Below are 14,142 nucleotides of genomic sequence, written 5' to 3' on the forward strand. Positions count from 1 at the left end.
AGAAACATGTATGGACTACGGGAGCACAGAAAATATTAGGAGGCGAGTAATAAGATGGCAGAAAAAATTGTACAAACAGCAGGTAGAGATCAGCTTGGTGAGTTTGCACCCATGTTCGCGCACCTGAACGACGACATACTCTTTGGTGAAGTATGGAATGAAGAAACCATTGACGTGAAGACCAAATGCATTATTACAGTGGTTTCACTTATGGCTTCAGGTATCACGGATTCCTCTCTGACATATCACCTTCAGAATGCGAAGGCACATGGTGTAAGTAAGGAAGAAATTGCAGCAATCATAACCCATGCCACTATGTATGTAGGTTGGCCAAAGGGGTGGGCGGTATTCCGCCTTGCTAAGGAAGTCTGGAATGAAGCAGTTCCTGAACTGACTGAAAAGGACAGATATCAGAATACAATCTGTTTTCCTATTGGAGATCCTAACCCTTATGGAGAGTTCTTTGTTGGGCAGAGTTATCTTGCTCCAGTTTCAACAGAACAGGTGCCTGTCTTCAATGTAACCTTTGAGCCGGGATGTCGTAACAACTGGCATATCCATCATGCAAAGAATGGTGGCGGTCAGATGCTGATCTGTATCGGAGGAAGAGGATATTATCAGGAATGGGGCAAAGACGCTGTGGAAATGACTCCCGGTAAAGTGATAAACATTCCTGCTGAAGTTAAGCACTGGCATGGAGCAGCACCAGATTCATGGTTCTCTCATCTTGCGATCGAGGTTGCAGGTGAAGAGACAAGCAATGAATGGCTGGAAGCTGTATCTGATGAAGACTACGGCAAACTGAAATAGTAGGCTGACGCAAAATTATGAGTACAGCATTGCTTACGGCCTTGTTTTGAATATGTAATTGTTTACCCATATTGGCAAAAAATGAAAAAATTGCCGATATGGGTACTTTTATGTTTGCTCATTTATAGTGGGATGAATAGGGCCGTTGGTGTTATAATGGATGTATCTGTTTCGGAGGAGTTTTGTTTATGGGAAAGACAGCTATTTGAGATTTTTGTTACAGAACAGGAGTGCCTTCGAGTGTTTATTGAGGACGGAATTCCTCATGTGAAGATGTAGCGAAATGAAAAAGGTGATGAGTATTATTTTGAGGATCATATGTTTGATGAGCAGCCTGAGCGTGAAGGCGAGGCTCCAAAACTTGATTTTATGAATGAATAACATAGAGAAAGATCTTATTGGGGGTGTAGAAGATATGTGGTTTTTATTTGCAATTCTATCAGCGGTGTTTGCAGCACTGACATCAATACTTGCCAAGGTCGGCATTAAGGGAGTTGATTCTAATCTGGCTACAGCGATAAGAACCTGCGTTGTTGTGGTGATGGCCTGGGTTATGGTGTTCATTACGAGTGCCCAGGGCGGTTTAAGTTCAATCGGCAGAAAGAGCTGGATCTTTTTGATTCTGTCAGGACTTGCTACCGGTGCATCCTGGCTATGCTACTACAAAGCTCTGCAGATGGGTGAAGCTTCGAAAGTTGTGCCTATCGATAAGCTGAGTGTTGTTATTACGCTGGTGCTGGCATTTGTCTTTTTACATGAGGAGTTCACAGCAAAGTCTTTGATCGGTTGTGTGCTGATCGGAGCAGGGACGCTGATTATGGTAATTTAATGGAGGATGGAAGTTTGAAAGTGTTCCACTTTCAAACCCAAATTGGTGTCGCGAGCTCCACCAATTTGAACCATTAGTCACTCGTTTCACTCGCGACATGAGGTTAAAAATGAATAAGAAAAAAATCATGGCGGTTCCCACTGTATGCTTTTGGGGTGTCATAGCTGCTTGTTTTTTGGGTATAATTGTTGGATCATTTTTTGACTTTGGTATCAATGAGGCGCTTGCCAATAAGACAGATATTGGTGCCTTCTTTGCCACTTATGGATCATACTTTTCATATTGCCTGTATCCTGCAGCCGGATCATGCTTATTCGTGGGCCTCAGGAAGAAGGGAGACTGCTACCGTATACTGGCATATACTTTGCTGGTGCTGAGTTTGTTTATGGCTGTGTATTATTCTAACAGTTATAACGGCAAAAACGTGCGCCAGTTGTTTGGGTATTCTGCCGGGCAATCCTCTCCGATACTGTCAGTTGCAAGTTGGATGTTCTGGGTTGTGCTGTATTCCTGGATACCATTTGTAATGATACGTCTATTGGATGACAGAAATCCTGACAGGCTCATTGCTGTTGGAGCGGCAATACTTATTGCAGGTATAACGGCAGATAATGTGAACTCGTGGCTCAAGCAGGTTGCTTCAAGACCTCGTTATAAATACCTGATCACATTAGATGATCCAATAAGCCAGTTCCGTAATTGGTGGCAAATGGTTCCAAACCTCGCCGGTAGTGATGATAATTTTAAATCCTGGCCCAGTGGTAACATGACAATAGCCAGTATGATGTTTTCACTTCCGATGCTTGCGAATGTAATGAGAAAAAGGAGTGAAAGAAAGAATGTTATCTGTTTTATTATCGCCTGTCTTTATGTGTTGATCTATGGCTATAACCGCATTCATATGACTAATCATTTTTTATCTGATGTATGCTTTGGAACACTGATCACATATCTTATTTATGTAGCCGTAAGTGAAGCATTTTTATCGGCGAGTAAAACGGATTGATAATGCGATGCATGGGAGCCTGGAAAGCACTTGAAAATGCAGTCGATGAAGGAAAAGTCAGATCTATTGGTATCAGTAATTTTGACGAGGCAAGAACCCTGAACATATCAAATATAAAGTATCTAAAAAATCTGGTCGATATATGAGAAAATCGAGTTTGTTTGTACCACTAATAGACACCAATTTGAACCATTAGCCGCTCGCTATGCTCGTGACATGAGGTCAAGTATGAAAATGTTCCATTTTCATACCCAAATTGCTGTCACAGGTTCCATCAATTTGAACCATTAGCCGCTCGCTTTGCTCGTGACATGAGGTTAAGTTATGAAACAGTACAGATATATCCTTAATAAGAAAATATCACTGGATCAGATGATCAATGAAATCCGTGAGCTTCCCGAGTACAAGAACGGATATAAAGCTCTCCTTCAAGTTGTAGAGCAGGACTGTGATCCGGTGCCTATACAAAGAGATCTGGACGTTCTTAAAAAGGGCCTTCCGAATGTGACTATCGTAGGAATGACCAGTCACGGAGCACTTAGTAAGACGACCCATTCTATTCGCTACACGGTATGCTCGATCCTGTTTTTTGAAAAGAGCGATTTCGAAGTTGCAGTGTACGATTGTCATGATCAGACGCCAAGGGAAGCGGGCAAGGATTATAAAGTAATTCTTAGAGGTTATAAACATCCCAAGGCAGTTCTTATGATGTCTTCGGATTTTAGTCTGTGTCCGGAACCTTTTATAGACTGTATCAATGAGCTTGAGTTTGAGATTATTGTTTTTGGAGCACTGGCAGGCACAAAGCGGATGGGAGATGATAAATCTCTTATCTATGTCGATAATAAGATTTATGACAGAGCTATTCTTGCCGTGGCTTTCTGCGGAGATGAGCTTCATTTTGCTTATGATTACAATCTTGGTTTTAAATCTCTTGGCAAAGAGCTGGTTGTAACCAAGTCTGATGATGTAGGTGTAGTATATGAAATTGATAATAAACCTGCATTTGATATATACAGTCAGCATCTTGGCGTTGAGATGAACGATTACTTCTTTGAAAATACCAGCTCTTTTCCCTTTATGTTAAGAGAAAACGGGCATTATCTTGCAAGGGTTGCACTTGACTATCAGAAGGAAAATGGAGCGCTGGAATTCGCTGTAAAGATTCCGGAAGGATCCTCTGTCAGCCTTGGATATGCTACGGACAGGTATCTTCTTGAAGAGTCATATTATAATGCTAAGAGGATGTTCGGATTCCATCCTCAGGCTATCATGATCTATGCCTGTATGAGCCGCCGTATGCTCATGGGCGATGATCTTGCAGAGCTTGAGTTCGATCTGTATGAGAACATATATCCGGATGCAACATGGGCTCATGGGTATGGAGAGATACTTCATGCTAATGGTCTTAGAGGATTCCTTAATGCATCACTTGTGGCTGTTGGTATCAGAGAAGGAGAGATTTCTGAAGAGGATAAGGCCAAAGAGTACAAAGATATCAACTTTCCAAAAGAGTATTTCGTAGGTTTTAAGCCGCTTTCAGAAAGACTCGTCAAGTTTTTGGAGACTACAACTTTGGATCTTAGATATGCTATAGATCAGCTATTCAAAGTTGCAAGTCTTGATGAACTAACCCAGATATATAACAGACGTGCCATCAACCATTTTCTCCAGCAGCATATAGACGGCTTAGGATCTGAGGGAGAGGTTATGGTATTACTTGTAGATATCGATCATTTCAAAAAAGTTAATGACACCTATGGACATGATGTGGGCGATCTGATACTTAAAAATGGCGTAGACCGAGTTAAATCTATCGTTACCCAGAAGGACATTATCGGCCGCTGGGGAGGAGAGGAGTTTATTATGATCTCTCCTTATAGCAGCAAGGACAAGGCTATACAGGCAGCTGAGATGATACGAAAAGGCGTAGCTGACTTTGACTTTGAAGTGGCAGGGCATATCACCGTAAGCGGCGGCGTCACACTTTTAAGACCTGGAGATACGATAGATACTGTGTTTAAACGTATTGATAATGCTCTCTATGAAGCAAAAGAGACCGGTAGGAACAAGATGGTCTTTAGGTGAACCTGAGGTCATATGTCATGATCAGTCATAAGGCGTCAAAAGGAATTTTGGAACCTGGTTCGTTTTATAAAACGAAGTATATTTTAAAGATAAATAAAAAGGTGCCGACTCCGATATGGGAGTAAGGCACCTTTTCCTTTTTATTTGATAACTTTTTAGAATCTTAAATTAATGCTCGGATATTAGAAGCTTATCCTGAAGGCTTTTTAATTGGACGGTAAGTTTGTTATCTTCGTCAAAAGAATAAACATATCCGTGAAGTGACTTTGCTTTATTCTGCAGTGTCTTGGAATGGCTCCAGACGAATATGGCGGATTTTCCTTTACCATTCTTGGCTTCCTGGATGAGGTTGGCGGCAGCGCTGTTACCATCGAAGGCTACAACCATAGATGGGCGTCTTTCGAAGATCTCGTAGTTGAAACTCTTATAGATGCCCATTCCCTGTGCTTCAGTAGATACTCTAATTTCTATACCAAGTTTTTTGAACCTTTCTATTTCTTTTTTACCCATAAGAGCAGGAACAACAGCATATATCCTGAATCCTTTGGAGTTGTGCTCTAAAAGGTACTTCTCATAGCCGCTTAGTTTATGTCCTATGACAAAACACACTTCATCAGGCGACAGGTAATCAAGAAGTTCATCCAGCTGTCTTTGGCCTTCATTTGTAACTCTTGTAGATCTGTTCTCTGAGTTGAAACTTCCCCCAAGAAGTACGATGGGGAAGCGGTCCCAGGTGATCTCATTGATCATATCTTTAAGTTCTTTATTAGTATCCAGAAGTTCTTTGGAGCGTGGCATGCGTTTTTTAAGCTTTACTGTCTTCATCTTTTCGAGGAGGACTTCTTCCATATCACGCCCTTTAAGAAGCTCATTAAAAGCTGCTTTCTTGTCAGAATAGGCTTTCCTGCTTTCTTCTATTATCTGTGACTCCGCATCCTTCATAAGCTTAACTTCGTCATCAGACAGATCAAGTAAAGTCTTAAGTGACAGCTCTTCGTCAAGAGATGTTGTGCCATAAAGGGCTGCACCATCAGTTCCCTGAACGCAGCGTATGCCTTGCTTTAGATACTCTTTTAGCGGATGGTTCTTTAGTGAATTGAGGTTATTAAGGCGGACGTTACTTGTAAGCTGGAATTCAAGGACTATGTCATTTTCTTTGAGCTGCTTTAGGACTTCGCGGCCCTTATTGGACTTGGGAGAGTAGGTATATAAGCCGTGTCCAAGCCTCATACGAGGCATCTTCTGTCCGGGAGCAAGAGAGTCCTTAACACAGGCTATGCTGTGTGCAATGTTATCTTTCTGGCTGTCATTCTCACCTGCGTGCACTCTAATAACGAAAGACTCGTCTTTGGATGCAATCTTGACTATCTCTTTAAAGGCTGGCTTGAGCGTTATTATGTCATTGATCTCTTCACCAACGAAATCACATCCTGCAACATATGGATCAAGAGCAGTAGCTTTCAGGACTTCAAGGTTTTGCTCGAGATAGTCGGAGGGTGTTATAGCATCTTTGACGATAGTAAGTGGGATCCTTCGGATGGCAGCAAGGAATCTTATCATGACACCTGTCTCCTGATAGATCTTGGGCATGATCTCATGGACTTGTCTTAGCATCTCGATGGATTCATACTTTTTGACCAGTGTAGTATCGGATATTTCAGCATAGTCAACGCCTTGAGCTTTATAGCCTCTGGCTATCCACAGAAGCTTATCCTGGAAGATAGTGTTATTCTTGTAATCCGGGTTCTCACCGTCTCTTAGCATCTGCACAAGAGCATTTCTTACATCTGCATCAGGTATCTGACCGACTGAGTCGATTTGTATCTTATCCTCGCTTTCTCTGCCTTTGGCGAATACGTATCTGTAAAGGTATACCTTCTCAAGATTGGTAAAAACAGCCTGGCCGTCCTTTATAACGGCAAGTGACCCGCGGATCTTGACGATGTTCATTTCGGCATTGTCGAGATTGTTAAGAATAAGGTCAGCAAAATTGATGAAGGTGTTGTCGTTTATCTTTCTGTCGAGATATTTGCCCTGAAGAGGAGAAGTGATGAACTGGCGCTCAACTTTTTTTCTCTGGGCATTGACCTTGTCCCACTGAGAGGGTGTGAGCTTTAGTCCCAGCTTCTTGACATAGTAAAGGGGATAGCGGATCTGATGATAGATTCCAAGAGCGATCATGACATCGGCTTTTAAGTTGCCGTTCATGTGAGTATGGAGATCCCCGCGGAATTTTAGGTTTCTTGGAACATAGGATTTGAATATAGTCTTGTTTAGATCCAGTTGATAGTTCTTGGTCTGACTCATAAGTGTCTTGGCGATAGCGGGGATCAGCGCCTTGACTGATGTTCGTCCATCAGGATATATATCCGCAACTTCTATATCACCAAGCCTGAATATATATACTTCTTCATTAGCTGCATTGACATAGCAGGGAACCTGTCCCTTTATGATCAGCATCCCGTTTTCATCCTGTGACAGGGGGAGATTGCAGGTCGCTGACAGATTCCTTATAAGGTTACCGGTACTGTGGTTTGGCGTAGACAATACGTAGTATAGATCGCCCAGATCCTTATAAATGCTTACTATTATATCTTTTTCATTATCCAGGAAAAAACATGTGAAATATGTCATAAGGTGGCCTTTCTTATCAGGTTATAAGTATTTTCTGTAATTATGGGACATAGAATTAAATCCGTCCAGTAATTATTGGACGGATTTTTGAAGCCTCTTATTCTCATACATCTTCTCGTCTGCAATGTGGAGAGTTTCGTTATAGTCATACGCAGAATCGGGAGTGTGGCTGTGATATCCGTAAGCTATGAATACAGGCTCACTTGGATTGTTCTTATTGTGGGTCTCAATCTCTTTTTCAAGCTTTTTAATGAGCTTTTCTGTGACCATTCCACTATCAGGCTTTTGTATTATGACGCTGAATTCATCACCGCCGATGCGGTAGCATGTGCCTTCGTGGCCAAATATATCATTTATAATATTAGCTGCATTGATGATATATCTGTCACCGGCCTGATGGCCTAAGTTATCATTTACAGATTTTAAGTTGTTAAGATCAAGGGAGATGATGCTGTACTCTGTTTTTATGCTTAGCTGAGCCACATCATTGTTAAAAGCATTCCTATTGTACAGGGTAGTCATAGAATCGGTGTTTGCAAGCTTTTTATAATATGCAGCCATCTTGCCGTTTTCAATGGCTTTGAGAGATTCTCTGATGTTGATGTATGCATGGATCACTATATAGCTTAGGAGCAGGAACCTTCCAAAGAGATCGTTCTGTGTGCCTGTCCCTGACCAGTATAGAGCTATATCAACCACAGAGACTGCGATAAGTATCAGCATTGAAGAAGCTACGAATATAGTTATTTTTTCTTCATCAGCATCCGTACTTACAGTATCATTAAATAAAATCTTCGATAACTCGGATGTTTTTGATTTATCTGGCATGGGTACTTTATATTTTTTCCTAAAATGCCTTTTTAGAGTGACAACTACAGCTACTGCAGTATAGATTATAGCTATAGCCCAGACAGAGTGAGTGATGATGACTGATTCCTTAAGATCCATGACACCTAAAAGGGCAAGTCCTATAACAAGCACGAAGTTAACAAGGCATAGAACTGGTGTGATCCTATATAGATATTTGTCTTCAGGCCATAAGGTAAAATGAATGTACATTATAAATGGTGATGGTATGAATACCAGAATCAGAAAAGCCAGAACCCCTGCTAAAGCCCTGTTTTCCAGAAGAACAACCATGGCATTAGTCTCGCCTGAAGACCAGATACCTAGCATCATTGAGGCAATACCAAAGTTGAGCATCTTGGTGGTGGATACGCTCAAGCGCCTGGTACTAAAGTAGTAGATGACCATTCCGAATCCGAATACGATATCAAGTATTGATATGATGAGGGCAGGAGAAGATTTCCAGACAAGAGTAGCTCTCAGGTTATAATAATCGCCTGCGACAAATGAAGGGATTGTCAGGCCGTTTTTGTTATAATAATGGGTTAGTTTTATGACTAATTCCTGTGAACCATCCGATACTTTTATAAAGTGCCATACATTGCCGTTAGATTTTATAAATACAGAGCCAGAACCTGTTCTTTCATAGATCAGAGCATCATCTTCATAGACATATACATCAGTAAATACAGTGTAAAAAGAAAGGCAGCCACCGGCATCTATGATCCTGGCAGTATCAAGGGTTACGAATGCCGAACCGTCAGCGTCCTTTATTATAGACTTCGAAGGAATTGCTACATGGGTATCTTCTGCAAACATACCGGCCGGTTCATTTCCTATGTCAAAGATAGCGTAGCCTGCGATGATCATGCATGCAATTATTAAAAAGATTACATAGATCCTGATTACGTGTTTTTTCATTATTCCCTCGATTATCGAGCTTTTTTATATAGGGCACTGCGTAATGCAAATTACAACTGATCTGACCACTCATCTTAGGGAAGTTGTGGCTTATTAAATATAAAATCCTATATAGTATATCGGTTAATATCAGTTCTTTTTATAGTTTTCTTTTCAAAATTACCATATATCCTAAATATCTGTCGTTTTGTCGGAAATCCTAAACAGTTTAGTAACTGATTGTTATACTTGATTAAAATATTTGATTTAAGCTATCATGAAATAGATCATGATTAAAAATAATACGAAAGAGGGAATTAGTAAAAATGGTTGTATCTTCAGAATTTAACGACACACTTGATCTATCAGACATCATGGCTATGGTAACTGAAAACGGGACCTATTCAAGTGGAGAGCAATACGATATTATTTCTAAAGTTGCATATCTTCTTGGTATGAATAAGAGAATATTTGAAAACGATCACGAGCCGCCAAAGCTAGAAATCTTCAAGAAACTTGATATTGATAAAAGAGCTCGAATTATTAGAAATCTATGTCTGCTTAGAAATCAGCTCGAGCATAATTTCTTAAAAGTGTGCCAAGCTATCCAGCAGGAAGGAAGAAGTATCTTAGGAATGCCGGAATATATGTCGGCTGATGCTATGAAGGCTCTGTCAGATGATGGGATAGAAATATATAATCATCTCAAAGAACCCACACCATTTCTTACAAATATTAATCTGAATATAAAAAGCAGGATCAATAACTGTAGAGACCTGTTCCCTGAATGGATCAACTGGAATTATCTATCTGATATATTTATCATGCCGGGAGGTACTACTCCTGAAGGTCAGAAGAAAGCTGCAGCTTTTTTCTATGAAAACATTAATTATTATCCATACAAACAGTATATGAACTGGCCTGCGCAGGATGAGGGCAATATTCTTCTTAATGATAAGAAATTCGTAACGCTTCTGTACCGCTGGAACAATGATGAATTCCAGAATCTGAGCTTTGTGTCTGATGTAAGCGATAGAACCAAGGCCAATATCTATACATTTATAGAAAACAGTGATAAGTGCGTATTCATAGTAGACTGCGAGAATTCAGATCCCTACAGCCTCTGTGCTGCAATACGGAATTTAGAGCCTGAAAGACTTGAGAAGATCGAGAAGATCATACTCTTTGATGATATACATGCCGCTTCTGCCTGGGAACTTCTTAAGTCCTATATAGATATACCTGTAGAATACATTATGATAGAAAGGCTCAAGGATAATAAATCTCTTGCCGATGTCAAGGTAACAGCCAGAACCTGTAAAGAGTTCTATACCAATAATGTAGATTCATTTGTTCTGGTATCCAGTGATTCTGATTATTGGGGACTGATGGAAGAGCTTCCTGATGCTAAGTTTTTGGTAATGGTAGAGCATGATAAGTGCAGTTTTGCTTTGAAAGAAGCCCTTATCAAAAAAGACATATTCTACTGCTACATTGACAGTTTCTATGCAGGCGGAGCTGAAGATATCAAAAATGATGCTATTCAAAAAGATCTTGCAAGAACTATTAGAGAATCTCTTGACCTGAATCTTAAAGAACTTATGAATGAAGTACTTGGTAGAACCAGAATAGAAATGTCAGATGAAGAGATAACATCTTTTATCAAAAGAAAGATCAAGAACCAGCTCGAAATAGAAGTAAATGAAGACTGGGATGTTGAGCTTAAGTATAGAGTTAGGAAATGACTTGAGTTATAAGTATTGCATGAGAGAAAATAAGTAGATTATAAAATCCCAAAATTATAAAAACCAGAGATCAGAAAAACATAAAAAAGCATTTACTTAGTCAGACAGGAAAGCCAAAAACACTATGACAGAAGTTTCAATCAAAAGAAAATCACGTACCAAACTTGATATGACCCAAGGTCCCATAATGAAGCTGGTGATACTATTTGCCCTACCTATCATTGCAAGCAATGTACTCCAGCAGTTCTATACGATCATGGATACTCTTATCATTGGCAATTTCTGCGGAGCGACCTCAATTGCCGCAATTGGCACAAGTTCTCAGCCTGTAGAAGTATTCATGTGCGTGTTTATGGGTATAGGCGGAGGCGTATCTATCCTTGTATCCATGCATACAGGAAGTAAAGATGATGAGTCTCTTAGAAAGACAGTAAAGACGTCAGTTTCATTTACCTATATAACTGCAATCCCCTTAGCTGTTCTTGGCATCATCCTCACACCTGTGATACTAAGATTTATGAATGTTCCGGATGATACCTGGGATCTGGCGGTTTTATACATTAGAATCGTATTCGTAGGACTACTTGGCAATATGGGCTATAACATGAATGCAGGAGTTCTGCGCGGCCTTGGTGATAGCAGCTCTACACTTATTTTCCTGATCATATCAAGTGTTACCAATATCGTGCTGGATCTGTTGTTTGTGGCAGGCTTTGGTATGGACGTTGCAGGAGCTGCTATAGCTACGATAATAGCAATGTACCTTTCGTGGTTTTCTAGTGTCATATATATTATCAGAAAATATCCTCATATAGAGTTTTCTTTTTTGCCAAAAGGAATAGATAGAGAGTCTTTAAAAAATATACTTAAGCTAGGACTTCCTCTTGGTTTTAACAACTCACTTTATACAGTCGGTCATATCCTTTTGCAGACACTTATCAATCTTCAGGGTTCTGCCTTTATGGCAGGAGCTTCGGTAGCAGGTAAGATAATGGGAGTCAGTAGTGTTGCTATATCATCATTTTCACAGGCTATGTCTACCTTTGCAGGTCAGAATTTTGGAGCAAGAGATTATAGAAGGCTCAAAAAAGGAGGACGTATAGTCCCCCTGTATTCAGCACTTATAACTATGTTACTAGGAATTGTTATGTATATATTTGCACCCCAGCTGGTAGGCTTTTTTACCAAAGATGGAATGGCAATAAAGTATGCACTTTTATGTGTGCATATCCAGATTCCGTTCCAGTGGTGCTTTTGCGTACTTAATACAATCCTTAATCTGGCCAACGGAATTGGTGCTGTCAGGTATTCTACTGTTGTCAACTTGCTGATGCTATGGGCGGTTCGAATACCCAGTGCATATCTTATCGCAACATTTTGGGATGGACATTATGTAACAGGCGGAGTATCCATAAGCTTTGTCTTTGGTATGCTGGCAGCGCTTCTTTTCTATAGATCAAGTCACTGGGCGAGGATATGCAGAGCCTAGCATACCGACTTGTTCATATTCCGGGAAAAGATTTGTACTAAATGATCATACTCCAGAGATAGACTCGGTATGACTTATTCATTTTCAATATGATCAGATATCCACTTTGGTAGTTCCGCCAAGGAATGTGGTAAGTCAATGTACCTGCCTTCAAGAAGAGCTCCTACAGGATTAGCTACCTAAAGTTATCATTATATCGTATTACAGTGTATAATAAAATTAAATATGATAATACTTTGGCTATCTGATACATATTACTTTTTGAATATATTTAATACTAATAGGAGTTCATGGCTATGAAGAAAGTAAAGAGTCTTATTGCTATACTAAGCATTTTTATGCTGATTACAGCATGTGGAAAGTCTGAGCCGCAGACCATGACATTGTCTTTTGAGTCCAACCCTACAACAGGGTATTCCTGGACAGCTACCCAGAATCCTGAATTATTCACGATCACAGATGAATATATTGAGAACGAGCATGAAGAAGGTATGACAGGAGTGGGAGGTCAGCAAGTATTCTTACTACTCCCAAATGAACAGGGAACTTGTGAGATCACATTTTCTTATGCAAGGTCCTGGGAGCAGACTGAAGCTGATACCACCGTATCCTATACAGTTGAGATTGACAAGAACAAGCATATCAAAGTGTTATCCTCCAAATTGGCCGGCGGAGACGATATAAACTCAATTCCGCAGATTCCTAAGCCGGTTATAGAGTGATAATCTATAATTTAGAAAATGGAGCCGGATAAGTATATGGATACTATACATTTTTTAGGGGAAGAAGACTTCCGTAGTGCAATGGATCATGAGAATAAAACATGGCGCGATAACTGCGTGACCAAAGGCAGCATCACAAGTTTTGATGGAACCAGACTAAACTATTATATAGCTGATCCTCAAGGCCTTATAGAACAAAATAGTGAATATCCCGATCCAACAGTCAGCATTACCATAGTTCACGGCTTGGGAGAGTTTTTTGCCAAGTATTATGAATATGCATGGTACCTTAATCAAGCAGGTTGTAAAGTGTTTTTCTTAGAGCAAAGAGGTCATGGGTATTCTGAAGGTAAGATGTCAGAACCTGATCTTGTCTATATCGATGACTATGCTACCTATGTAGAAGACCTGAATATCTTCACAAACCAGATCGTCATACCGCAAAGTAAGTCCATGCCAAGACTTGTACTTGCTCATTCTATGGGAGGAGCTGTAACTACGCGCTTTCTTGAAATGCATCCGGAAGTATTTCAAGCTGCAATTCTTAGTTCTCCAATGCTCAAAATGAAAGCCGGCAATATCAATAGATTTGTAGAAACTATACTAAGAATATATGTCGCTTTATTTGGGCTTAATAAAAAACTTGCTTTTAACCAAAAGCGCTTTAATCCGGATCCTGTTTTTGAAACAAGCAGTGCAAGATCAAGAGCACGCTTTGACTATCAGCTAAAGTTTAGAAGAGAAGATGAGCACTATCAGACAACTGGAGTGACCTTTGGCTGGGCACTTGCAAGCATTAAAGTGCACAGAGATATCTTCAAAGATATAGACAAGATACGTATACCCATAGACCTATTTACCGCAGGACAGGATCACCTTATAGACCCCGCCGGCTATGAACTCTTTGCCCAAAAAGTAAATAATTTAAGAATCCATCCCTATGAAAATTCCAGACATGAAATCTTCAATTCAGATGACAATGATAGAGAAAAGTATTTTTCTGAAGTTATTAAAATAATCAATGGATACAGATAATTAAAAAAAGGCGCTGCTTTTTAATGCTCTGTTTAATA

General features: G+C 40.1%; 11 protein-coding genes. 9 read left to right on the forward strand and 2 right to left on the reverse strand.

Features of this window, described 5'->3' with window-relative positions; genetic code table 11:
* Positions 1-54: 54 nt before the first annotated feature.
* The 5 genes from BMX21_RS12950 to BMX21_RS12965 all read left to right on the forward strand — a co-directional run bounded on the left by BMX21_RS12950 (position 55) and on the right by BMX21_RS12965 (position 4,733).
* Positions 55-810 carry a carboxymuconolactone decarboxylase family protein gene (locus tag BMX21_RS12950; RefSeq protein ID WP_092045001.1) on the forward strand — a complete coding sequence of 252 codons (756 nt, stop codon included), beginning with the start codon at positions 55-57 and terminating at the stop codon, positions 808-810.
* Positions 811-1,225: 415 nt separating this feature from the next.
* Complete coding sequence (locus tag BMX21_RS12955) at positions 1,226-1,639, forward strand: EamA family transporter (RefSeq protein ID WP_092045113.1); 414 nt, start codon at positions 1,226-1,228, stop codon at positions 1,637-1,639.
* 109 nt (positions 1,640-1,748) lie between these two features.
* Positions 1,749-2,645, forward strand: a complete 897-nt coding sequence (locus BMX21_RS12960; protein WP_177174035.1) for a phosphatase PAP2 family protein — start codon at positions 1,749-1,751, stop codon at positions 2,643-2,645.
* A gap of 11 nt (positions 2,646-2,656) precedes the next feature.
* Positions 2,657-2,791 carry an aldo/keto reductase gene (locus BMX21_RS19075; RefSeq protein ID WP_207647645.1) on the forward strand — a complete coding sequence of 45 codons (135 nt, stop codon included), beginning with the start codon at positions 2,657-2,659 and terminating at the stop codon, positions 2,789-2,791.
* 178 nt (positions 2,792-2,969) lie between these two features.
* Positions 2,970-4,733, forward strand: coding sequence for a sensor domain-containing diguanylate cyclase (locus BMX21_RS12965; protein ID WP_092045005.1), 1,764 nt, complete (start codon positions 2,970-2,972; stop codon positions 4,731-4,733).
* A 168-nt stretch (positions 4,734-4,901) separates the two neighbouring features.
* Here the strand turns inward: BMX21_RS12965 and BMX21_RS12970 are convergent, their stop codons facing one another.
* Together BMX21_RS12970 and BMX21_RS12975 are read right to left on the reverse strand one after the other, a co-directional pair.
* Positions 4,902-7,367: an amidohydrolase family protein gene (locus BMX21_RS12970; RefSeq protein WP_092045008.1), complete on the reverse strand. Its 2,466-nt coding sequence runs from the start codon at positions 7,365-7,367 to the stop codon at positions 4,902-4,904.
* A 72-nt stretch (positions 7,368-7,439) separates the two neighbouring features.
* Positions 7,440-9,134, reverse strand: coding sequence for a GGDEF domain-containing protein (locus BMX21_RS12975; RefSeq protein WP_092045010.1), 1,695 nt, complete (start codon positions 9,132-9,134; stop codon positions 7,440-7,442).
* A gap of 305 nt (positions 9,135-9,439) precedes the next feature.
* On the opposite strand from BMX21_RS12975, the gene BMX21_RS12980 reads away from it, so the two are divergent.
* From BMX21_RS12980 to BMX21_RS12995, 4 genes are all read left to right on the forward strand, one after another.
* Complete coding sequence (locus BMX21_RS12980; RefSeq protein ID WP_242952924.1) at positions 9,440-10,858, forward strand: PIN domain-containing protein; 1,419 nt, start codon at positions 9,440-9,442, stop codon at positions 10,856-10,858.
* A 124-nt stretch (positions 10,859-10,982) separates the two neighbouring features.
* Entirely contained in the window at positions 10,983-12,347 is a 1,365-nt protein-coding gene (locus BMX21_RS12985; RefSeq protein WP_092045012.1) for an MATE family efflux transporter, read from the forward strand.
* Between the two features lie 296 nt (positions 12,348-12,643).
* Positions 12,644-13,069 carry a protease inhibitor I42 family protein gene (locus BMX21_RS12990; protein ID WP_177174036.1) on the forward strand — a complete coding sequence of 142 codons (426 nt, stop codon included), beginning with the start codon at positions 12,644-12,646 and terminating at the stop codon, positions 13,067-13,069.
* A 36-nt stretch (positions 13,070-13,105) separates the two neighbouring features.
* On the forward strand, positions 13,106-14,104 hold the full coding sequence (locus tag BMX21_RS12995) for an alpha/beta fold hydrolase (RefSeq protein ID WP_177174037.1): 999 nt from the start codon (positions 13,106-13,108) through the stop codon (positions 14,102-14,104).
* The last annotated feature ends 38 nt before the right edge of the window (positions 14,105-14,142 follow it).

Source organism: Butyrivibrio sp. TB (assembly GCF_900110805.1).
Taxonomy (GTDB): Bacteria; Bacillota; Clostridia; order Lachnospirales; family Lachnospiraceae; genus Butyrivibrio; species Butyrivibrio fibrisolvens_C.